Origin of the sequence: Sphingoaurantiacus capsulatus (assembly GCF_042648405.1) — a bacterium.
Classification (GTDB): domain Bacteria; phylum Pseudomonadota; class Alphaproteobacteria; order Sphingomonadales; family Sphingomonadaceae; genus Sphingoaurantiacus; species Sphingoaurantiacus capsulatus.
On record NZ_JBHRXV010000009.1, the window covers coordinates 74,423 to 96,987 of the forward strand.

Consider the following 22,565-nt stretch of genomic DNA (forward strand, 5'->3'; position numbering starts at 1 on the left):
CCAGCCGCTTTCATTTTCTTTTCGGCTTTCTTGAATTCGAACCAGTGGAGACCTTCTCGATGTCCGGCACCGCTTTCCGGCCCACGGCACCCCGCCGTTTCGCGCGCCTTCTCGCCACCGCCTGCGCGACCCTGCTGCTCGTGCCCGCGGCTTCGGCCGCGGCACCGGACGGCCTGACCGCGGAAGATCTGGGCGCGCTGAAATGGCGTGAAGTCGGCTCGGCCACGCCGAGCGGCCGCATCACGCGCTTCGCCGTGCATCCGACCGACCAGCGGATCATCTATGCGGCGAGTGCCTCGGGCGGCCTGTGGAAGACCGTCAACGGCGGCACGACTTGGCGACCGGTCTTCGAGAAAGAAACGACGATCTCGATGGGCGAGGTCACGCTCGACCCGAACGATCCCAACACCGTGTGGATCGGAACGGGCGAGCAGAACAACGTGCGCAGCTCGCAGTTTGGCGACGGCGTCTATCGCTCACGCGATGGCGGCGAGACGTGGGAGCACATGGGGCTGAAGGAAAGCCGCCACGTCGGGCGGATTCTCGTTCACCCCAAGGATTCCAATACCGTCTACGTCGCAGCGCTCGGCTCGCTGTGGGGGCCGAACGAAGAGCGCGGGCTCTACCGTACGAAGGACGGCGGCAAGACCTGGAAGCGCCTCCTGCGCCCTAGCAAGTTCACCGGCGTCGTCGAGGTGGCGATGCACCCAAATAACCCCGACATCCTCTATGCGTCGACGTTCCAGCGCGAGCGGCGCCAGTGGAGCATGATCGGCGGCGGCGACGAGGGCGGCCTGTGGCGTAGCACCGACGGCGGTGACACCTGGGCCCGCGTCGGCAACGGCTTTCCGACGACGCCGGTCGGCCGCGTCGGCGTGACCTTCTGCCCGAGCAATCCGGACATGATGTATGCGACCGCGGTCGGTCGCGACGGCGGCACCTTCCGTTCGACCGACGGCGGCAAGTCGTGGGAGCAGCGCAGCGCCACCGTGCAGAGCCACTGGTACTACGGCGAAGTCTTCTGCGACCCGGAGAATCCCGAGCGCGTGTATGTCCCGGTCACGCCGCTGCTTCGCTCCGAGGACGGCGGCAAGAACTTCAAGAACATCGTCGAGAGCCAGGTTCACGCCGATCACCACACGCTCTGGATCAACCCGAAGGACGCCGATCATCTCATGGTCGGCAACGACGGCGGCGTCTACACGTCGCGGGATGGCGGCAAGCGCTGGGAATGGAAATCCAACCTGCCGCTGATGCAGCTCTACACGGTCGCGGCCGACATGCAGGAGCCCTTCTACCACGTCTACGGCGGCACCCAGGACAACGGCTCCTGGGGCGGCCCGATCGGGACGCGCTACGAGGACGGTATTTCGAACGAGGACTGGATGTTCATCTCGACCGGCGACGGCTTCTACGCCACCGCCGATCCGACCGACTCCGACATCATCTATTCGCAGTCGCAATATGGCGGCCTGGTCCGCACCAACCGCAAGAGCCTGGCGCAGAAGCGCATCCAGCCGTGGCAGCCGCAGCAGGGCGAGTTCCCCGCCTATCGCTGGAACTGGAGCGCCCCGCTCGTCATCTCCCCGCATGATCCGAAGACGCTGTACTTCGGCGCGAACGTGGTCTTCCGCAGCCGTGATCGCGGCGACAATTGGGAGCGGATCAGCCCTGATCTCACGCGGCAGCTGAGCCGCGACAAGCTTCCGCTCCAGGGCAAGGTCCAGCCCGCCGACGCGATCGACCTTCACGCCAGCACGGCGCTCTACGGCAACACCCACTCGCTGTCGGTCTCGCCACTCCGCGACGGGCTGATCGCCGCCGGCACCGACGATGGCCTGGTACAGGTCAGCCGCGACGATGGGCGCAGCTGGCGGAAGACGGCCAAGTTCCCGGGCGTACCGGAGCAGATGAAGGTCGGCATGCTGACCTGGTCGCCGACGAAGGAAGGCACGCTGTTCGTCGTCTTCGACGGCCATCAGGACAACGACTTCCGCCCCTATGCCGTCCGCAGCGACGACTTCGGCGCGACCTGGCGGAACATCACCTCGGACCTGCCGGCCTTCGGCCCGACCAAGAGCATCGCGACGCATCCGAAGAACGGCGAGCTGCTGTTCGTCGGCACCGATTTCGGCGTCTATTTCTCGCGCGACGGCGGCGGACGCTGGACGGCGCTCCGCTCGGGGCTTCCGACCAATTCGGTGCAGGGCATCCTCGTCCACCCGCGGGAGAACGATCTCGTCATCGGCACGCATGGCCGCGGCTTCTGGGTTCTCGACCAGCTGAACCTGGTCGAAGGGCTGACGCCCGAGGTCGTGAAGGGGCACAGCTATCTCGCCCCGCTGCGTCGCGGCACCCAGATCCGCGACGTCAACCGCGGACGAAAGAATATCGGCCACACCTATTTCACCACGAAGAACCCGCCGCGTGGCGCGATCATCGACTATTGGATCGGCGACGAGGCCGTCGGCCAGCCGGTGACGGTAGAGGTTCTCGACGGCCGTGGCGCGCTGGTCCGCAAGTTCGCAGAGCCGGCTGCCAAGCGCGGCGCGCAGCGCACGCTGTGGGACCTCCGCTTCGAGGCGCCACCGATCGCCAGCGGCGCGTCTTGGCGCAAGCCGCAGGGTCGCTTCGTCGTCCCCGGCGCCTATCAGGTGAAGCTGACGGTCGGCGACAAGACCCATGTGCGTCCGATCGACGTGCGCCTCGACCCGGCGATCCGCCTCTCGGCTGAAGCCAGCGCGCAGATCGAGCAGCTGAACGCGCGTCAGGCGGAGCTGGTGGCGGCAACATTTCATGCCGGCAAGTCGGTCGAGGCCAGCGTTGCCCAGACCACCGCCGTCGTGAAGGCGCTGCGCGACGCCAAGGCCAATCGCTCGGTGATCGCCGAGGCCGAGGCGGCCGCGAAGGAAGCCGACCGTCTCCATGTCGTCCTCAACGGCAAGGAGGAAGGGCTCGCCCAACAGGAGACCTTCCTGCCGCTCAGCGAGCTGACGCTTCGCCTCTATTCATCGACGCAGGAGTACAGTGCCGCGCCCGACCAGGCGCAGCGCAGGCTCACCGATGTGGCCGCCGCCGATGTCCAGCGGCTCTATCGCGACCTTGGCGCGCTCGTCTCGATCCGCCTCCCGGCGTTGCAGCGGTCGGCGCAGACGGCCGGCGTCGCCTGGCCGGCGGCGGCGCTTCCCCAACTGCCGAGCAGCGCGCTCGCGCCGGCCCAGCAGTAAGAAAGAGCAGTGAAGATGCAGAAGTTTACGAAATTCGGTGCGTTCGGTCGGGGAGTGGCGATGCGGACTGCTGCCGCCCTCTGCCTCGGGTTGGTCGCCACGCCCGCGATGGCCGATGGCGATGGCGGCACCCTGTCGATCGAGGCGCTGAAGTATCGCGAAGGCCACCGCGAAGCCGCCATCGCGCGCCGCGCGGAGTTCGGGCGGCGCATGAAGGATGGCATCGCGGTCATCACCAGCGCCGATCGCTCGCAGGCCCATCTTTACGAGCACTTCACCAGCGATACCGAGAACAAGGATTTCGTGTTCCTGACCGGCATCTACGATGCCCCGCCGGAGGGACATGTCCTCGTCCTCAATCCGCGCGGGACCAGCTTCAAGGAGGTGCTGTACACCGACATGAATCCGGCGGAGGCGACGCGCCTTTCGGGCATCAAGCATGTGTTTCCGCGGGCGCGCTTCCTCGAGCATATGAGCAGCGCGCTCACCGACTATCGGAACCTTCGTATCACCCAGTTGCGTTTCAAGGAGGTGCCCTCGGACTATGCCAAGGGTTGGGGCGATGCGGCCAAGAAGCCGCTTTTCGTCAACTATCCGCGCTTCGAGAATTTGAACGAGCCGGCGAGCCCGCGGCTCGCCTTTGTCGAGCGCATCAAGGCGGCGACCAGCGAGGTCGACGTGCGCGACGCCGGCGACATCCTCGACGATATGCGGATGATCATCGACCCCTTCGCCCGCAAGAACCTCGACCGGGCGATCGCGATCACCGGGCTCGGCCTGATGGAGGGCATGAAGATGGCCAAGCCGGGGCTCACCACCCTGCAGGTCATGCACACGGTCGACTATCATTACCGCCTTCACGGCGCGACGCTTGGGTTCATCACCGGCGTGTCGCCGGCGAGCAACATGAATGAGAAGCTGAAGTGGGAAACCACCGCCGAGGAGGAAGCCGCCCGCAAGGGTGATGCGCGCATCCTTCCCGGCTCGCTCGTCCACTTCGACACCGGCGCGGCGATGAACCACTATTCGGCCGACATCCAGCGCACCGTCCCGGCTGAGGGCACGTTCACGCCCGAGCAGCGCCGGGTTTATCAGGGCGTGCTCGACGTGCAGAAGGCGGTGATCGCCGCCGTGAAGCCCGGCGTGACCTGGCAGTACCTGCAGGACATCGCCATGCGCGAGCTGCGCAAGAAGGGCGGCTGGGACGAAAGCTATACCTACGGAATCGGCCACTTCATCGGGATGGAGGTACACGAGCACGGCGACTATGTCGGCCCGCTGAAGCCCGGCATGGTAATCGCGATCGAGCAGGGTGCGGTCGTCAACGGCACGCGCGTCGCCTTTGAGGACGATGTGCTGGTCACGCAGACCGGTCATGACTGGCTGACGCGCTTCATCCCAATCGAGATCGACGAGGTCGAAGCGCTTCGGCGACAGCCCTCGGCGTTCGATCCAAAGCCATTGCCCGATCGCCAACGTTGAACGCTTTCAGTTTGACACGGGCGCGCAGCGTCTGCTGCGCGCCCGTGTCACATCGCCACGACGGTCGCACATTCCGCAACGTGCGTGGGGCCGCGCACCTGGCCCGGCGAGAGGGCAGTGAATGAGCGGGCAGCGTTTTTGGCGGCAGGTGCACTACTGGGGCTCGCTCCTGATCCTGCTGCCCTTCGGCGTCGTCGTCGTGACCGGGCTGATGCTGATGCTCAAAAAGGATCTGTCCTGGATCCAGCCGCCGACGCAGACGGGTGTGGTCGCGGATGTCGCCCCGACGCTCAGCCTTGGCGAGCTCTTCGACGTCGCCAGGACGGTCCCCGAGCTCGAACTCGAGGATTGGACCGATCTCAAGCGGGTCGATGTGAAGGTCGATCGCGGCGTCATCATGTTCGTCGCGCTCAACGATTGGGAGGCGCAGATCGACACCAAGACGCGCGAGGTGCTCGACGTCGCCTATCGCCGCTCCGACATCATCGAGGCGCTGCACGACGGCTCGTTCTTCTCCGCGGAGGTGAAGCGCTACGTGTTCCTGCCGAGCGGCGTGGTACTGTTCGTCCTGTGGCTGACCGGCACCTATCTGTTCATCCTGCCGCAGGCCAAGCGACTTCAAAAACGGCGGCGATCGCGCTGATTGCGCTGGGGCCGAAGAGGCAGCAGGAAGGTTCTGCTTTCGCACCGCGGTGCGCTCGGTAACTATCCGCCGCGCGAGCCGCGTTGCGCGGCCAGAGGGGCGGGAATGCCGACCAGGGAGCAATTAATCGATCGCGCCAGGAGTGCGCGGGCAGCCGGCCGGCACGCGGAGGCGGCCGCTGCCTGGCGGGACGCCATCGACCTCTGCCCTGACGAGGCGGTTCTCTACCACAATTGGGCGGCCGCACTTGGCGACCTGCGTCGCCACGCCGAAGCCGCAGCTGCCCTCGAAGCGGGGTTCACGAAGGGGCTGAACGCATATCAGAGCTACCTCGTGTTGGCGCGCGCGAAAGCCGGGTTGCTGCGCCACGAGGAAGCGACGCGCGCCTATCGCCGATATCTCGACAGCGCGCCTGCGGACGTGACGGCGCAAATCGAGCATGCGCAGTTGCTGTGGATGCAGACGGCCGATGCGGGACACGCGCTCGAAACGCTCGACGCGGCGATCCGTCGGTTACCGGCGCCCGTTGACCTGGTGATCGCGCGGTGCCGCCTCGTCGGCGAAATGGGCGACCGCGACGCGGCCTACGCCGGCCTTCGAGCGGCGATGGCACGATATGGCCCGACGGCTGAGGCGCTCGGCGCTGCAAGCGCGGCGGCGCTTGCCTGCGGCAACGCTGCCGCTGCCGTCGATCATGCCGTGCAGCTCGTCGCCATCCACCCGTCGGACGCGGCGGCGCTCGTGGCGCATGCGATGGCGCTCATTGCCGTGGGGTCTTACGCATCGGCCCAGGAAACGATCGACCGGCTGCGCACCGTCAATCCGCTCAACCAGTATCACGTGGCGCTTCAAGGCGATCTGTGGCGGCTCACCGGGAGCGAACGGCAGCGCGACCTATATGATTACGACCGGCTGATCTTCCGCGCGCCGCTCGAGGCGCCGCCAGGATGGCCATCGGCGGAAGCCTATGTCGATGACCTCGTCGAGGCCCTCCAGACGCGCCACGAATACCAGGCGGAGCCGTTCTTCCAGTCGGTGCGTCATGGCAGCCAGATCTCGTCGCTCGCATCCTTCGACGACCCGGCGCTGCAGGGTTTCAGTGCTGCCGTTACGCCAGGGGCGCGCCGGTTCGCCGAGCATCTCAGCAGCATGAGTGGCCCCGCCGGCGCCCGAAGCAGCGGCAAGGCCAACCTTGTCGGCGCCTGGTCCGTGCAGCTGCCCGCTGGCGGCTTTCACGCGGACCATATTCACCCAGAAGGGTGGATATCGTCCGCGTGCCACCTGTTGTGCAGCAACCCCGGGGAAGGGGAGCGCAGCGGCTGGCTGAAATTCGGCCAGTCGGCACTGCCGACATCGCCGCAGCTCACCGCCGAGTATTTCGTCGAGCCGTCGCCGGGCGTCGTTGTCTTCTTTCCCTCATACTTCTGGCACGGGACGGTTCCGACCAATGGCGGGTCGCGGCTGACTGTCGCCGCCGATTTCGTGCCGACCTGAACCTGTGCTCCGGCTGTCCTCGCGGTAAGCGCGGCGATGGAAGCTGCTGCCCGCCGACTTTGCCGGGTGCGACGGCGGGGTCCATCGAGGCCCGTGAATATTTTGTTCGCTATGCGGCAGAGCGTGCGCTAACCACGCGCGAGAATGAGCAGTCGAGAGGGGCGGCAGCTGCGCACCGTATTCGGGGAGACGGGGGTATCTCATGATCGGCCGCGAAGGGATTGCGGCGCGGAATCGATGAGTTCCTCAAGTTTCGATATATGTGATGCGGCAGTTCGGTCCATGAGCGCGGCTGCGCGGCGACAATAGCTGAAGGCAACTGCATGGAAGCATTCGAAGAGAGCGAGTTCAACGACCGCGACTATGTGAATTCGCTCGCGCGCGGTCTGGAAGTCATCGCCGCCTTCACCCGGACGCGGCCGAAGATGACGCTCGCCGAAATCTCGCGCAACACCGGGATGCAGCGGGCGGCCGTCCGGCGCTTCCTGATCACGCTGGTGCGCGAGGGATATGCGGAAAAGGACGACAAGCATTTCTACCTGAAGCCGAAGGTACTCGAGCTCGGCTATTCGGCGCTGTCGTCGATGTCGATGCTCGACGTCATCCAGCCGGCGATGAACGAGCTCGCAGATACGCTTCAGGAATCGGTGTTCGCCGCCGTGCTCGCCGGCGACGATGTCATCTACATTGCCCGCGCAACGTCGGAGCGGCTCATCAATGTCGGCATAACGGTTGGCAAGCGCGCGCCGGCCTATGCCGTATCCACCGGCCGGGTGCTGCTCGCGGCAGAGACCGAGGAAGTCCGCGACGCCTATCTCGACCGCGTCAAACCGGAGAAGCTCACGCCGAAGACGATTTCCTCGAAAGTCAAGCTTCGCGCGGCGATCGAGGAAGCCCGGATCGCCAATTACAGCATCGTCGATCAGGAGCTGGAGGTTGGCCTCGGCGCCATTTCCGTCCCCATTCGCACCAGCGAGGGCAAGGTCATCGCTGCGCTCAACGTCTGCTGCCCGTCGTCACGGACGACGATGGACGACATGCAAAAGAAGATCCTGCCCGAGCTGATGGCGACGGCGCAGAAGATCGCGGTCGCGTTGTAAGCGCCTCATCGTCGAACGCGCGACCACGCCGGCGCGGGCCGCCGGTCAGCGCAGCGTGCGCTTCCGGTGCAATAGTCGTCCCGCACTCAGCAACACGATGATGCCGAGCGCGGCGGCCGACCATCCCGGGTTGGAGACAAAGGAGCTCGCCAGGAGCGCGATCGAGCCAGCTGCTGCGATGAGCGCCAGTGCCCATTCGCGAACCACCGGGCCGGCGCGTCCCGTGTCCTTGCTCAGGCGCTCGACCATCGGGAAGGCGGCGAGCATGACCAGGTAGGAAACAGCGGCGCTGCACACCATCACGATGAAGATGCCTTCGGTTTGCCCTGTTGCCGACAGCCCAGCGCCGGCGAGGCTGACGCCGATGATCGCGTTGACTGGAACGCCGCGTCGGCTGACGCGCGCCAAGGGGGCAGGCAGGACCTTGTCGCGCGCCATGGCGAAGCTTTGCCGCGAGCTGGCGTAGATGACTGAAAATAGGCAGGCCAGCAGGCCGACGAGCGCGCCGAGATTGATCAGGAGCGGCACCACGGTATCGCCCGGCCGCCAGCTTCGCAGCGCCACCATGAGCGGGTCGTTGGTCGTCGATAGCGCTTCGGACGACGTGCCACCCACCGCTATCGTCAGCGTCAGCCCTGCCGAGATGCCAAGAACCGCGAGAGCAGCGAGCATCGCGCTTCGCACCGCGCGGTGTGGTTCCGCCGCTTCTTCCGCCGCCATCGGAACGCCTTCGACGGCGAGGATGAACGCGGTAGCGAAGGGGAATGCCGTGGCGGCTCCCGCGAGGCCGAACGGGAGCCATGCCTCGCTTGCCGAACCCGACATGCCGCGAAGGTTGTCGAGCGAAAATTGGGGGGCGCCGACGAACCAGAAAATGGCGAGCGTCAACACCGAGACCATTGTCATCGCGAGCAGGACCCCAAGGGCTTCGCCCGCGCCTGCGACGTGCAGCCCGGCGAATATGCCGAACGCGATCAGGATCACGAAATAGGCATCTACCCCGATCAGGGCAGCCACATAGGCTTTCACAAAAAGCCCGATCACGGCTGATGCTGCCAGATATTCGAGGAGGATCGCCGCGCTCGCGACGGTGCCCCAGCGCTCACCAAGCGCGAGGGACACGAACGTCGCGCCGCCACCCGCGCCGGGGGCCAAGGACACCATCGTTCCGAGCGTGAAAAGGAGCGCCAGATACATGAAAAACGCGACGGCGGTCGCGATCGCCAGCCCGCCCCACCCGCCGTACGCCAGGCCTAGATTCCATCCCGAGAAATGGCCGGCGATCACGAAAGATACGCCCAAGCTTGCCAGCCGGAGCCAGCCGATCGAGCCGGCCCGCAACTGCGGCTCGGTGTGTCCGGCGCCATCTTCGCGCAGCATCGCTAACCCCCAGCAAATATCTCTTTATTCCGAATTTCTTCCTACATTGCCGCAGAGCATCGTCAACTAAACCGCGGCCCGAACTTGTCGCGCTATTTGCGCATGGTGTCCGGCCGATCCGAATTCCCTGCGATTTGATTTTGCCTGCGTCAGCGGACTGGATCGCAAGTCAACCGGCGGCTCGCGTCACTTTGGTGACGCCAGGGACAGGAGATAGGCGCCGCCGATGCGGCCCTTCCGCGGCGGCAGCATGCCGAACTGCCGCATCATTTCGGCGATTTCATACTGCGCCATATAGTCGGCGAGCAGGCCGTCCCTGAAGCCGAGGAAGATATCGCAGCCGTAGGTGGTCGCCGTGGTGTCGAGGCCTGATGCCGGCGGGGCAGCGGCGGTCTGTTCGAACAGGTAGAGTGCGCGACCGTCCTCGACGGCGGTGAAGAACTGCACCTCGCGGAAATGCACGTCGGGCATGACCGCCCAGATCTTTTCGATATACTTCCGCATGTCGGCGTGGCCGTGGATCACCTCGGGCCAGAATACCGTGTCGTTCCAGCGGATGTCGGGGTGCAACAGCGCCAGCACCTGATCTGTATCGTGCGAATTCCACGCCGCCTCCCAGCGGGTCCCGAAATCGCGGGCAAAGGCCGCGGTGATCGCCGCGCCGGCGGGCCGGTCATAGGCGGGGACATCGGTTCGCGTGGCGGTAGCGGACATATCTTGTTCCCGAAAATTGGCCCGCCCCCGGTCAGGAGGCGGGCCATAGGCTGAGGAGCTTCCTAGAAGCGATAGGCGACGCTGGCGCCGAAGGTGCGTGGCATGCCGACGGTGCGGACGATCGCCTCCTGCCGGACGACGACGGTGCTGTAGTGGAGCTTGTTGCCGAGATTGCGGCCCCAGATCTGGAAGCGCCAGGTGCCGTCCTCACTCTCGACGCCGACGCGGCTGTCCCAGAGCGTGTAGCCGGGGACATCAAGCCGGGCGTCCTCGACAAAGTCGGCGTTCGACGAGCCGCGGTAGGTGAAGCTCAGGTCGGTGAACGCCTCGAGGCTGTCGCTGACCGGCCAGCGATATTCGGCCGAGCCGTTCGCCTGCCAGTTCGGCGTGTTGGGGAACTCGGCGCCGGCGAAGTTCGCTGCCGTGCCGAACTGGGTGAAGTTGTTGAAATTGCCCTTCACCTTGGAATCGACATAGGTGGTGGCGGCACGCAGCGTGAAGCCGTCGACCGGCCGCAGGGTGATGTCGGCCTCGAAGCCTTGCACCCGCGATTCCGGCACGCTGACCAGTGCGGTCAGGCGGTTGAACACCGGCACCAGCACGGTGCCGAGCAACTGCTTGTCCGAATAGTCGTAGTAGAAGATCGCGCCGTTGACGTGCAGCACGTCGGGGATCAGGTCGGTCTTCACGCCGACCTCATAGGCGATCAGGCTTTCCTGCGGCACCGGTGTGTATTGCGATGCGAACACCGAGGAGATGTTCGAGAAGGCACCCGCCTTGTAGCCGCGGCTGACCGAGGCATAGAGCAGGGTGTCGTCGCTCGGCTTGAAGTCGAGGCCGACGCGCCACGAGACGTTATCCTCGTCCAGTTCGCCGGTGGCGAGCTCGGCGGTGTAGGTGCCGTTCGGGTTGAGCGTGAAGGTCGCGCAGGTGCCCGCTGCCGGGGTGGCGGTGCGCAGCACGCGCGAGATACCGGTGGCGTACTGCAAATTGCCGCCGGCGAGCGAGCAGCCGCCGAAGTCGGTCTTCGTCTCGGTGTAGCGAAGGCCCCCGCGCAGCGTGAGCTTGTCGGTCAGCGCGTAGTCGCCGCTGGCATAGACCGCCCAGGAGTCGGTTTCCTGCTGGGCGATCTGCGGCACGAGATCGATCGCCGGCAGGCCGAGCAGCGGCAGGAAAACGCGGCCGCTGCGACCGTCGGGCAGGAAGAAGATCACGTCGTCGCGCGACTTGTCGTGCTGGTAATTGGCGCCGACGATATAGTTGAAGTCGCCCATCGAGCCGGCGGCGCGCAGCTCCTGGAAGAAGGTCTTCACCTTGCCGCCGATGGCGAGGTTGGTGACGTTCAAGGTGGTGCCGTCGCCCTCATAGGCGTTATCGGCGCTCGCCTTGGCATAGGAGGTGAGCGAGGTCAGCGTCAGGTCGTCGGTCGCCTCGAAATCGGCGCGCAACGCGGTCTGCCACGCCCATTCATCCTTCTGCGGCTTGGTCTCGCCGTTGGGGAAAGCGTTGCTGACGTCGGCGGCGCGGATGCTGCCGGCGGGGGTCAACGGATAGGCGGTGAACAGCGGGCTGATCTGCGTCAGCGTCAGATCCTTGTTGATGATCTGCGGCGCGATGTTGTCCGACTTGTCGATGGTGCCGCTGCCGGTGAGGCGCAGGGTGAAGCGCTCGGTCGGCCGCGCCTCGAAGGTGGCGCGACCGCTGGTGATCGCCTTCGATCCGTTGGTGCGGTTGGTGGTGAAGCCCTTCTGCCAGTCGTCCATCGATTCATGCTGGACGGCGATGCGGGCGCCGACCGTGTCGGACAGGGGACCGCTGAGGAACCCGTCGACGACAATGTTATTGAAGCGGCCGAAGCTGAGGCCAGCGCCGCCCGAGAAATCGTTCGTCGGCTTGGCGGCGACGAAGTTGATGGCGCCGCCGGTGGCGTTCGATCCGAACAGCAGCCCCTGCGGGCCTTTCAGCACCTCGACGCGCTCGAGATCGAGCGTGGTGCCCTTGCCCATGATCGGGAAGGCGATCGGCGCTTCATCGGCGTACATCGACACCGACGGGCGGGCGGCGATCGCCGTGTCGTAGAAGCCGACGCCGCGCAGATAATAGACCGGCGAGCCGAAATAGGTGTTGGCGACGACGAAGCCGGGCACGGCCTTGGTGAGGCCGGCGGTGTCGACGATGCCCATTTCCTTCAGCTGGTCGCCGCCGACCGCGGTGATCGAAATCGGCACGTCGTTGACCGACTCCGCACGCTTCTGGGCGGTAACAATAATCTCGTCGCTATCGCCCGTTTCGGCGCTTGCGGCCGTCAAATCGGCGGTGGCCGCCGTGGCCTGCCCGGCGCCGGTGGTCGCATCCTGCGCATTGGCAGGCGCCGACGAGAGCGCAAGGGCAAGAGCCGAGAAAGCTGAATATTGGTAGAGCTTTAGGCGCATCGTAACCTCCCCGTTGTCATGGTGTCGGGGCGCTCTCTCCGGCTTCTGCCGCGCGGCGCCAACTCGACAAACCCCCGTGCTACACCACTTACTTACCGACCGGACGGTAAATTAGCGATTCCCGCTTGTCAATCACGGGTAGGCCGGGGATTTATGGGAGGGCGGTCGGCGGTGCGTCAGCGGTGTCGGGCTTGTCGGGCACTCACCACTAGCGAAGCGTTCTGGCCGCCGAAGCCGAAGGCATTGGCCTGCAGCCAGCCGACCGTCTTCTTTCGTGGCTTGTCGAGCACGAGATCGAACGCGATCGACGGTTCGGGATCGTGCGTGCCGCCGGTGTGGATCACCTCGCCACGCGCCATGCCTTCAAGGCCGACCGCGAGGCCGATGGCGCCGGCGGCGCCGGTCGGATGGCCGAGCGTGCCTTTGATCGACATCACCGAGACGTTGGGCGCGTGCTTGCCATAGAGGGTGTTTGCCGCGGCGATCTCGGCGAGGTCACCCTTCGGCGTTCCGGTGCCGTGCGCGGCGAGCGCGTCGATCGCCTCGGGGCCGACGCCGGCTTCCTTCAGCGCGATCTCCATCGCCAGCCGCTCCCAGTCGCCGGTCGGGTCGGGCGTCGACGGGTGGAAGGAATCGGCGGCGGTGCCCCAGCCCTGCACCCAGGCGAGCGGCGTCGCGCCGCGCTTCGCGGCATGGGCCGCGCTTTCGAGGATGAAGATGCCGGTGCCCTCGCCGAACACCATGCCGGCGCGGCCGCGGTCGAAAGGCTGGCAGGCCTTGCGCGGGTCGGTGATGTTGCCGCCCATGCCGTAGGCGTAGCGTGAATAGGCGCTGGCGGGGACGAAGCCGTCGTCGGTTTCGAAGGCGAGGCCGCCCTCGGTGCCACCGACGATCGCCACGTCGGCCTGGCCCGAGGCGATGAGGCGGGCGCCCAACCCCACCGCGTCGAGCGACGAGGCGCAGGCCGTGCTGAGCGTCAGGCAGGGGCCGTGCAGCTTCCAGTGCATCGCCACCTGGCTCGCCGCCATGTTCGGCCACACCCGGATCATCAGCTTGCCCGACACGCCTTCGCGGCCGAGCCTGTCGACGTCGTACTGCGCGCGCTCGAGCGACTGGGTGCCGTTCTTGGCAGTGCCCAACACGATGGCGGTGCGCAGGGGGGCGAGCTTGTCGATGCCGGCGGCCTTCAAGGCTTCGCTGGCGGCGGCGATCGACTGCTGCGCGAAGGGGTCGCTGCCGGCGATGGTGCGCTCGTCCATCCATTTGGACGGATCGAAGCCGGTGACCGGCGCCCACCATTCGAAGCGGTCGGGATCGTCGACGGTCCACGGCACCTGGGTGATCGCCAGCTCGTCGGCGGCGAGGCGGTCGTACAGCTCGCCCGGCGACTGCCCCAGTGCCGAGATCACGCCCATGCCGGTGATAGCGACATCCAATGCCATGACGAATCCTTCTTTGAGTTCATGTGGAACATATTCCATAAAAACGTCGTGGCAACATAAATATGGAATATATTGCAGCCCGGCCTATCGATCGTCGAAACAGGGCCGTGAAGGAGAAGGGCTTGTCGCGCGCACCATTGAAGCTGGCCGAGATCGCCACCGCCCGGCCGCGCAGCCGCGACGGCAGCGCGCAGGGGCTGCTGTTGGTGCTGCTCGGGCTGTTTCTGTGGCGGCAGCCGCCGGTGAAGACCGCGGTGCTGATCGCGGCGCTGGAAGCGCTGGGCCTGACCGAGAATGCGGCGCGCAAGGCGATCCATCGGCTGACGCAGGACGGAATCGCCGCGGCGACACGCGAGGGGCGCGAGGCGTCGCTGTCGATCGCCCCGGCCGGCGAGGCGCTATTCGAAGAGGGCAACGCGCAGGTGTTCGGCTTCGACGGTGAGCGCGCCGATTGGGACGGGCGCTGGCTGGTGCTGTCGGTGAGCGTGCCGGAGAGCCAGCGCATGAACCGACACTATCTCCAGTCGCGCCTCGCCTGGCTGGGCATGGGGTCGCCGGTGCCGGGCATCTGGATCTCGCCCCACGCCGGGGCGCCGATACACCCGGTGATTGAGAAACTCGGCCTCGGTACGCTCGCCAGCTCATGGGTTGGCGGCTTCGGGCCGGTCGGCGACGAGGCCGCGATGGTACGGCAGGCGTGGGACATCGACGGGCTGGCGGCGCTCTATGCCGAGTTCATCGCGCGCTTCGGCAAGCTGGCGCCGGTCGGGGATGCCGAGCGCTTCGTCGCCTATGTGCAGCTCGTGCAGGCGTGGCGGCGCTTTCCGTTCATCGACCCGAAACTGCCGGCGCGCTTCCTGCCCGATCCGTGGATCGGCCGCGACGCAGCGGCGCTGATGCGCGACCGTCGCGGTGCTTGGGGGCCGGCGGCACAGCGTTATTGGGACGCGCTCAGGCGGGGCGGCGCCTGACGAGGCTGATGGTGCCGATGGTCATGACCGGCTGGTCGCGCTGGTTGAGCACGGTGACCCGCGCATTCACCGACCCGATGTCGGTGCGGCTACGCGAAGGGCGGATTTCGGTCACTTCTTCCTCGACGCGCAGAACGTCACCGGCATGGACCGGTTCGAGCCAGCGCAAGCCGTCGAAGCCGGGCGAGCCGATCGCGGCGCTGCCGGCGGCGGTGAAATGGTCGACGACGATGCGCACCATGATCGCGCTGACCAGCCAGGTCGACGCCGCGCCGCCCGCCGTCGCCGGATCGTAGCGCGCGGCGAAGTCGTCGATCTCGGCCTGCGTTACCGCATAGCGACCGAACGCGGCGCGGTCGCCGACGCGGTGATCCTCGAACCAGCGCATTTCTCAGGCTTTGGCGAAGCGCTCGCGCAGCACGAACTTCTGGATCTTGCCCGCCGGGGTCCGCGGCAATGCGTCGACGATCTCGATCCGCTCCGGCCAGAATTGCTTGGCCATGCCGCTTGCCTCCAAGCGCTTGCACAGGTCGGCGAGGGTCGGGGCGGCGCCTTCGGGGGCGATCACCGCGCAGCCGCGCTCGCCGAGGCGGTCGTCGGGGACGCCAATCACCGCAACCTCGCGCACCTCGGGCATCAGGATCAGCTCATTCTCGATCTCGACGACAGGGATATTCTGGCCGCCGCGGATGATGATGTCCTTGGTGCGCCCCGAAATACGGATGCCGCCGTCAGGGGTGCGCCGACCCCGGTCGCCGGTGTCGTACCAGTTGTCATCGGTGCGCAGGTCAGCGGTGAGTTCGGGTTGCTTCAGGTAGCCGGCGAAGATGCCGGGGCCGCGCACGTGAAGCGCGCCGTCCTCGCCATCGGCGACAGGCGCGCCGTCTTCGTCGACGATGCGCAATTCCATCTGGCGCACCGGCATCCCGTCGCTCGCCGCCAGGGTTTCGACCGAGGCGCCAGGGCGGTGGATGGTGCAGATGCCGACCTCGGTGCATCCCCACAGCGAGATCAGGTCGCAGCCCAGTTGCGCCTTAACCTCGGCGGCGACATGCGGCGGAATCGGCGCGCCGCCGCAGACGAACGAGCGAAAGCTGCTGATATCGCGCGGCGACTGCTTGCGCATCTCGACGAGATCGAGCGCGAAAGGGGTGGCGGAGAGCGTCCAGCTGATCTGCTCGAGACCGATCAGCTCGATGAGCTGTCTGGCGTTCCACACATCCTGGTAGACGACCTTCTGCCCCTGCGCGAGCGGCAGCGCCATGCCCCAGTAGAAGCCGGTCAGGTGGCCCATCGTCGAGGCCATGAAGCACACGTCTTCGGGGGTGAGGCCGATGGAATCGGGGAGCGCGAAGCCGGCCGACCACAGGCTGTTGTGGGTGTGGACCGCGGCTTTCGGCGTGCCAGTAGTGCCCGAGGTAAACAGCAGCACCGCCGGATCGTCGGCGCCGGGGCGAAGCGCGTCGAGCGCTGCCTTCGCCGCCGCATCGGGATCGCGCGCCGGATCAAGCATGATGCTTTCGAAATCGACCGCCGCCGGGTCCGTGGCGCCGACGACGACGGCGTGCGCGAGCGTCGGCACTTCGGCCTGCAACCGCACCGCCAGCGCCTCGTGCGAGAAGCCGCGGAAGCTGGCGGGCACGACGAGCAGCTTGCTCTCGGCATGGCGCACCATCTTGCCGACCTCGAACTCGCGGTAGATCGGCGGGATCGGGTTGGGGATGGCGCCGGCGCGCATCGTCGCCAGCGCGACCACCGGGAACTGCCAGCCGTTGGGCAACTGGATCGACACGACATCGCCGGGCTGGACGCCCAGCTCGATCATCGCCCGCGCGCAACGGTCGACATAGGCGCCGAGCTGGCCGTAGCTGACCACCTCGGGCAGCGTCCGCCCCTCGCGGTGAGCGACGATCGCCACCTTGTCGGGCCGCGCCGCCACGGTCGCGAGGAAGTCGTCGAGCAAGGTACGGTCGCGCCACCAGCCGTCGCGGCGATAGCGCGCGCCATCCTCGGGCGTGTGCGTGTCGGACGGCATGCTGCCGCGGCGCGCCAAGCCGGCCATGTCATTCCTCCCCAATTCGCCGTTTTCGGCGTTGTCGTACCCTCAGGCTTTCAGGCGTTCGATCGCAGCGCTGTTACCGTCCTTCAGCCGGCTGTGGCCGCGGGTGATCCGCTCGTGGAAGATGCCGCGCTGCGTCAAATCGTGGGTGACGCTGAGCTCGTAGGCGAGCGCGCCGATGTGATCCATATTCGACGCCCGCAGCGCGACGCCCTTCAGCACGACCGCCAGTTCGGCGCCCATCTCGGCGATATGCTTCGCCAACTTCATCGCATGTTCGCGCAAGGTGCCGACCGGCACCACCTCGTCGACGAGGCCGACGCGCAGCGCTTCGTCAGCGAGGATCGGGTCGCCGGTGAACAGCATGCGGCGCGCCTTCTGCGTGCCGATGCGCGAGACCATGCCGTGGTAGAAGCCGTTCATCGCGTACTTCACCTGCGTCGACCCAAACGAGGCGTTGGCACTGGCGATGGTGACGTCGCACATGTTGGCGACGTCCATGCCGTAGCCCGGCGCCACGCCCGCAACGGCGGCGACCGTCGGCTTCCGGTAATCGTAAATGGTGTGCATCAGCTTCAGCGCGAGATCGGTGAAGCGGCGGCGATCGTCGCCGGTGATGCCGTCGAGCACGTCGAGCCGCCAGCCGGCGCAGAAATAATCCTCGTTGCCAATCATCAGGACGCAGGCGACCGAGTCGTCCTCTTCCCAGTCCCGCAGCGCGCCGATGATCTCGTTGTGCAGCTCCCACCCAAGCGCGTTGCGCTTCTCGGGGTGGTTGAGCTGCATGACGCCGACGCCGTCCTCGACGTGCAGCTTCAGGTGCGGGTAGTCCCCCATTTTCTTACTCCTTACCGACTGGTCGGTAACAAAGCTAGTCGAGCGATTTAGCGGATGCAAGCCGCTCGCGATGGATGGTGGGGTTGGGGCGGCGTCAACTCGCCGGCTTGTCGGTGCCGATGCCGTCGAAGATCACCGAGATGAAGCGATCGAAGATGCTGTCGATCGAGGTGGTGGTGCGGCGGAAATTCCAGTGGCCGACCCAGTTGAACATGCCGAAGATCGCAAAGGTGGTGAGCCGCGTTTCGGGAACCGAGATCGAGCCGTCGGCGATGCCGATGCCGATCAGTTCCTCCAGCCGGTTGTTTAGGATGCGGCGCAGGCTGTTGTACTTGGCCCGCCCGTCAGCCGACATCACGCGGTCGTCGGCGAGCACCATCGAGACGCCGATGTCGTTGCTGATGATCTGAAGATAGAGCTTGAGGAAGGTCTCGACGCGCTTGCGGCCGTTCTCACGCGGATTGTCGCGCCGCGCGATCTCTTCCTGGAAGTTGGAATAGGCGGTCATCACGCATTCGAGCAGGATCTCCTCCTTGCTCGACACATGATAATAGAGGCTGGGCTTGGTCACCGACAGCGCGCGGGCGATGTCGTCGAGCGACGTGCGGTCGTAGCCCTTTTCCTGGAACAGCGCGGCGGACGTGTCGAGGATGGCGCGCTTGTTGAGCGTGCCGCGCTTCGGTCGTGCCTGACCCGCGACGGTCGATCGTGCCATGCCACTCCCCTGCCGGCCGGCCCGCAATGGCCGCCCTGTTCCCGCACATATGCGCTGTACCATCGCTGGCAAGCAAAACCGGCTACCGCCGTGGCGGGGCCGTCGCCTGCTGGTTCTCCGCGATAAGTTACCAGTTGGTAGGGCATATGAAGCTGGCCGGTCAAGTCACTTACTGATTCAAAATGGCGGGTTGACGGGCGTGACGATCATTGTGTTACTTACCGGACGGTAGGGAGAGATTATGGATACGCGGTTCACGCGGATGTTCGGGGTCGAGCATCCGGTCATGCAGGGCGGGATGATGTGGGTCGGCACCGCCGACCTCGCCGCTGCCGTCTCCAACGCGGGTGGCCTTGGCTGCATCACCGCGCTGACGCAGCCGTCGCCCGACGCGTTGCGCGCCGAGATCGATCGTTGCCGGACGCTGACCGACAAGCCGTTCGCGGTGAACCTCACCATCCTGCCGAGCGTGACGCCGCCGCCTTATGCCGACTATCGCCGCGCGATCATCGAATCGGGCGTCACCATCGTCGAGACCGCCGGCCACAAGCCGCAGGAGCATGTCGACGACTTCAAGGCGCATGGCGTGCGTGTCATCCACAAATGCACCAGCGTTCGCCACGCGCTGTCCGCCGAGCGGATGGGCGTCGATGCCATCTCGATCGACGGCTTCGAATGCGCCGGCCACCCCGGTGAGGACGATGTACCGGGCCTGGTGCTGATCCCGGCCGCCGCCGACAAAGTGAAGATCCCGATGCTGGCGAGCGGCGGCTTCGGCGACGGGCGCGGCCTCGTCGCCGCGCTGGCGCTCGGCGCCGATGGCATCAACATGGGGACGCGCTTCTGCGCGACTAAGGAAGCGCCGATCCACGATGCGATCAAGCAGCTGCTCGTCGACAATGACGAGCGCGCGACCAACCTGATCTTCCGCCGCTTCAAGAACACCGGGCGCGTCGCGAAGACGCCGGTGTCGGACAAGGTGGTCGAGATCAGTGCGCGGCCCGACGCCGAGTTCGCCGACATCCAACCGCTGGTGTCGGGCGCCAAGGGGCGCGTCGCGCTGGAGAGCGGCGACCTTGAGGCCGGGCTGATCTGGGCCGGGCAGGTCCAGGGCATCATCCATGACGTGCCGAGCTGTGCCGAGCTGATCGGCCGCATCGTTCGCGACGCCGACGCCATTCTCGCGCGGCTCGCCGGCACCGACCGGGCCGCGCGCGCGGCATGAGCGTCCCCAGCCTCGCCACCGCGGCCTTCATGGCCGACGAGGAGCTGTCGATCTTTTCGAACAGCGTCGGCCGCTTCCTCGACGATGTCGCCTCGCCCGAGGCGATCGAGGGTTGGCGACAGGCGAAGCAGGTCGATCGTGCCGTGTGGCGGCAAGCGGGTGAGGCCGGGCTGCTCGGCGTGTCGGTGCCCGTCGAATATGGCGGCGCCGGCGGCGATTTCCGGCATGAGGCAGCGATCATCGAAGAGATCGGCCATCGCGGCGCCGACGCGCTGACCATCTGCCTGCACAATGCGGTGATCCTGCCATATCTGCTGAGCTTCGGCACCGAAGCGCAGAAGCAGCGCTGGGTGCCGCGCCTGTGCACCGGCGAGCTGGTCGCGGCGATCGCGATGACCGAGCCCGGCGCCGGCTCCGACCTGCAGGCGATGCGCACCGCTGCGCGCCGCGACCGCGACGGCTATGCGATCTCCGGGCAGAAGACCTTCATCTCCAACGGGCAGATCGCCAACCTGATCATCGTCGCGGCGAAGACCGACCCGAACGCCGGTAGCCGCGGGCTGTCCTTGTTCGTCGTCGAGACCGACGGCGCGGGGCCGAGCTTCCAGCGCGGGCGCAACCTCGACAAGGTGGGTCAGGAGGGACAGGACACTTCCGAGCTGTTCTTCGACGCGCACCACGTCCCCGCCGACTGTCTGCTCGGCGAGATCGAGGGCGAAGGGCTGGCGCAGCTGATGCAGAAGCTGCCGCAGGAGCGGCTGGTGATCGCCTGGCAGTCGATCTCGATGATCGAGCGCGCGCTCGCGGTGACGCTCGAGCATGTGAAGCAGCGGCAGATCTTCGGGCAGCCGCTCGCCGCTTTCCAGAACACCCAGTTCACGCTCGCCGAGTACAAGACCGAGGCGACGATCGCCCGCGTCTTCGTCAACGAATGTACCGCGCGGCTGCTTGCCGGAACGCTCGACAGCGCCACCGGCTCGATGGCGAAATACTGGGTGTCGGATCTGCTGTCGAAGATCGTCGACGGCTGCCTGCAGCTGTTCGGCGGCTACGGCTACATGAACGAGTATCCGATCGCCCGCATGTATCGCGACAGCCGCATCCACCGCATCTACGGCGGCGCTAACGAGGTGATGAAGCTGCTGATCGCGCGAACGCTCTGATGTGAAGAGTTGAAGACGAGAAGGGGAACGACATGGCCAAGCATGGAACGATGCGCAGCGAGGTGAAGGACGGCGTCGCCACCATCTATCTCGACCGCCCGGACAAGCGGAACGCGCTCAGCACCGAGCTGTTCGAGGATCTGGTCGAGACAATGAAGGCGTGGCGCCAGGATGACAGTGTCGCCTGCGTCGTCATCACCGGGACCGAGGAGTATTTCTCCGCCGGCCTCGACCTCGATACCATGAACTGGGCGTCGGACGCCGACCGGCTGCGCTGGTACGACGCCACCTACTACGGCTATCTTGAGCTGCTCGAATATCCGAAGCCGACGATCGCCGCAGTGGCGGGGCCGACCTTCGGCGGCGGCTGCGACATCGCGGTGTTCTGCGACATCCGCGTGTCGAGCGGCAACGCCAAGTTCGGCTTCCCGCAGGTGCGTTTCGGCCTGACGCCGTTCGTCGACCCGCTGCTGCGCATCATCGGGCAAAGCCAGGCGAAGCTGCTGGTGCTGACCGGCCGCCGCATCGACGCTGCCGAGGCACTGCGCATCGGCCTCATCGACCAGATCGCGCCCGAGGGCGAGCTGCTGAAGACCGCGCAGGGCATCGCCGCCGAGATCGCCTCGACGACGACGGCGACCGCGGTGCGCACCACCGAGATGCTGCGGCGTAGCTCGGCGATGGATCCGATGGCCGCCTATGTCTACGGCCACGTCCAGTATCGCGACGTCCACTGGAATCCGGCGATCTCGCAGCGCATGCTGGACGCGCGCAAGCGGGTCGGCACCCGCGCGAGCTGAAGGATCGCATGACGGCTGACCCCGCCCGTTTCGATGGCCTGTCCGTCGCCGTGATCGGCGGCGGGCAGGGGCTCGGCCGCCGCTATGCGCTCGACCTCGGCGCGCGGGGCGCCAAGGTGCTGGTGGTCAGCCGCAGCGCATCGGCCGAGGCGGTTGCGGCTGAGATCGCCGCGGCGGGCGGGACGGCGGTGGCGTGTGTCGCCGATGCGCGCGACGGCGAGGCGATTGTCGCGGCGACCTTGGCGGCGTTCGGCAGGATCGACGCGCTGCTGGTCAACGCCGGGATCACCCGCGACAGGGGCTTCGGCAAGATGACCGCCGAAGACTGGGACGAGGTCACCTCGATCCACCTCGACGGTGCTTTCGCCTGCGCCAAGGCGGCGTGGCAGCCGATGATCGACGGTGGCGGCGGCGCGATGCTGTTCACCACCTCGGGCGCCGGCATGCACGGCAATTTCGGGCAGGCGAACTATGCCGCGGCGAAGGCCGGGGTCATGGGGCTGGCAAAGTCGCTGGCCCGCGAAGGCGCGCGTCACAGGATCCGCGTCAACGCCATCGCGCCGATGGCGCTGACCGCAATGACCGAGGGCGTGTTCACCCCCGAGCTGAAGGCGGCGCTGAGCACCGACACCGTGTCGCCGGTGGCGCTGGCGCTGCTTCATCCGAGTTCTACCGCGACGGGACAGGTCATTGAAACCGGCGGCGGCTGGGCGGCGGCGATGCGCTGGGAGCGCAGCGAGGGCGTGCGCTTCGACGACATCAGCGTCGAAGGCGTGCTTGCGGCGTGGGACCGCATCACCGATTTTTCCGATGGCGCGCACTATCCCGACAGCATCGCCGATTCCCTCGGCGGCGCGATGCCGCCGGCGAAGCGGTAACAG

General features: G+C 66.5%; 18 protein-coding genes. 10 read left to right on the top strand and 8 right to left on the bottom strand.

Going from position 1 to position 22,565, the window contains the following annotated elements; genetic code table 11:
• The first annotated feature begins 59 nt into the window (after positions 1–59).
• From ACFOMD_RS10135 to ACFOMD_RS10155, 5 genes are all read left to right on the top strand, one after another.
• Complete coding sequence (locus ACFOMD_RS10135) at positions 60–3,227, top strand: WD40/YVTN/BNR-like repeat-containing protein (RefSeq protein WP_380860777.1); 3,168 nt, start codon at positions 60–62, stop codon at positions 3,225–3,227.
• A 60-nt stretch (positions 3,228–3,287) separates the two neighbouring features.
• Complete coding sequence (locus ACFOMD_RS10140) at positions 3,288–4,709, top strand: M24 family metallopeptidase (RefSeq protein ID WP_380860780.1); 1,422 nt, start codon at positions 3,288–3,290, stop codon at positions 4,707–4,709.
• Between the two features lie 121 nt (positions 4,710–4,830).
• A complete protein-coding gene (locus tag ACFOMD_RS10145; protein WP_380860783.1) occupies positions 4,831–5,352 on the top strand; it encodes a PepSY domain-containing protein in 522 nt (173 codons plus the stop codon).
• Between the two features lie 105 nt (positions 5,353–5,457).
• Entirely contained in the window at positions 5,458–6,846 is a 1,389-nt protein-coding gene (locus ACFOMD_RS10150) for a putative 2OG-Fe(II) oxygenase (RefSeq protein ID WP_380860786.1), read from the top strand.
• 323 nt (positions 6,847–7,169) lie between these two features.
• Positions 7,170–7,946 carry an IclR family transcriptional regulator domain-containing protein gene (locus tag ACFOMD_RS10155; protein WP_380860789.1) on the top strand — a complete coding sequence of 259 codons (777 nt, stop codon included), beginning with the start codon at positions 7,170–7,172 and terminating at the stop codon, positions 7,944–7,946.
• A 45-nt stretch (positions 7,947–7,991) separates the two neighbouring features.
• Here ACFOMD_RS10155 and ACFOMD_RS10160 read toward each other — a convergent pair whose 3' ends face one another.
• The 4 genes from ACFOMD_RS10160 to ACFOMD_RS10175 all read right to left on the bottom strand — a co-directional run bounded on the left by ACFOMD_RS10160 (position 7,992) and on the right by ACFOMD_RS10175 (position 13,914).
• On the bottom strand, positions 7,992–9,326 hold the full coding sequence (locus ACFOMD_RS10160) for an amino acid permease (RefSeq protein WP_380860792.1): 1,335 nt from the start codon (positions 9,324–9,326) through the stop codon (positions 7,992–7,994).
• 186 nt (positions 9,327–9,512) lie between these two features.
• The gene (locus ACFOMD_RS10165) at positions 9,513–10,040 is read right to left on the bottom strand and encodes a nuclear transport factor 2 family protein (protein ID WP_380860795.1); all 528 of its coding nucleotides are present in this window, start codon (positions 10,038–10,040) and stop codon (positions 9,513–9,515) included.
• 62 nt (positions 10,041–10,102) lie between these two features.
• Positions 10,103–12,472, bottom strand: a complete 2,370-nt coding sequence (locus tag ACFOMD_RS10170; RefSeq protein ID WP_380860798.1) for a TonB-dependent receptor — start codon at positions 12,470–12,472, stop codon at positions 10,103–10,105.
• A 176-nt stretch (positions 12,473–12,648) separates the two neighbouring features.
• The gene (locus ACFOMD_RS10175; protein WP_380860801.1) at positions 12,649–13,914 is read right to left on the bottom strand and encodes a beta-ketoacyl-[acyl-carrier-protein] synthase family protein; all 1,266 of its coding nucleotides are present in this window, start codon (positions 13,912–13,914) and stop codon (positions 12,649–12,651) included.
• 122 nt (positions 13,915–14,036) lie between these two features.
• Between ACFOMD_RS10175 and ACFOMD_RS10180 the strand changes: the two genes are divergently transcribed.
• Complete coding sequence (locus ACFOMD_RS10180) at positions 14,037–14,885, top strand: PaaX family transcriptional regulator (protein ID WP_380860804.1); 849 nt, start codon at positions 14,037–14,039, stop codon at positions 14,883–14,885.
• Here the strand turns inward: ACFOMD_RS10180 and ACFOMD_RS10185 are convergent.
• The 4 genes from ACFOMD_RS10185 to ACFOMD_RS10200 form a co-directional block, all read right to left on the bottom strand.
• Complete coding sequence (locus ACFOMD_RS10185; protein ID WP_380860807.1) at positions 14,866–15,273, bottom strand: acyl dehydratase; 408 nt, start codon at positions 15,271–15,273, stop codon at positions 14,866–14,868. The genes ACFOMD_RS10180 and ACFOMD_RS10185 overlap by 20 nt on opposite strands.
• 3 nt (positions 15,274–15,276) lie before the next feature.
• Complete coding sequence (locus ACFOMD_RS10190; RefSeq protein WP_380860810.1) at positions 15,277–16,947, bottom strand: AMP-binding protein; 1,671 nt, start codon at positions 16,945–16,947, stop codon at positions 15,277–15,279.
• 42 nt (positions 16,948–16,989) lie between these two features.
• A complete protein-coding gene (locus tag ACFOMD_RS10195) occupies positions 16,990–17,781 on the bottom strand; it encodes an enoyl-CoA hydratase/isomerase family protein (protein ID WP_380860813.1) in 792 nt (263 codons plus the stop codon).
• A gap of 94 nt (positions 17,782–17,875) precedes the next feature.
• Complete coding sequence (locus ACFOMD_RS10200; RefSeq protein ID WP_380860816.1) at positions 17,876–18,496, bottom strand: TetR/AcrR family transcriptional regulator; 621 nt, start codon at positions 18,494–18,496, stop codon at positions 17,876–17,878.
• A 241-nt stretch (positions 18,497–18,737) separates the two neighbouring features.
• Here ACFOMD_RS10200 and ACFOMD_RS10205 point away from each other — a divergent pair, with 241 nt between their 5' ends.
• Genes ACFOMD_RS10205 through ACFOMD_RS10220 form a run of 4 tightly spaced genes read left to right on the top strand, consistent with a single transcriptional unit; the run spans position 18,738 to position 22,562 of the window.
• A complete protein-coding gene (locus ACFOMD_RS10205) occupies positions 18,738–19,721 on the top strand; it encodes an NAD(P)H-dependent flavin oxidoreductase (protein ID WP_380860819.1) in 984 nt (327 codons plus the stop codon).
• Positions 19,718–20,884, top strand: a complete 1,167-nt coding sequence (locus ACFOMD_RS10210) for an acyl-CoA dehydrogenase family protein (RefSeq protein ID WP_380860822.1) — start codon at positions 19,718–19,720, stop codon at positions 20,882–20,884. Before ACFOMD_RS10205 ends, ACFOMD_RS10210 begins: the two co-directional genes overlap by 4 nt.
• Before the next feature lie 32 nt (positions 20,885–20,916).
• Positions 20,917–21,684 (top strand): enoyl-CoA hydratase/isomerase family protein, encoded by a 768-nt coding sequence (locus ACFOMD_RS10215; protein WP_380860825.1) that lies wholly within the window; start codon positions 20,917–20,919, stop codon positions 21,682–21,684.
• An 8-nt stretch (positions 21,685–21,692) separates the two neighbouring features.
• Positions 21,693–22,562: an SDR family NAD(P)-dependent oxidoreductase gene (locus tag ACFOMD_RS10220; protein ID WP_380860828.1), complete on the top strand. Its 870-nt coding sequence runs from the start codon at positions 21,693–21,695 to the stop codon at positions 22,560–22,562.
• Positions 22,563–22,565: the final 3 nt, after the last annotated feature.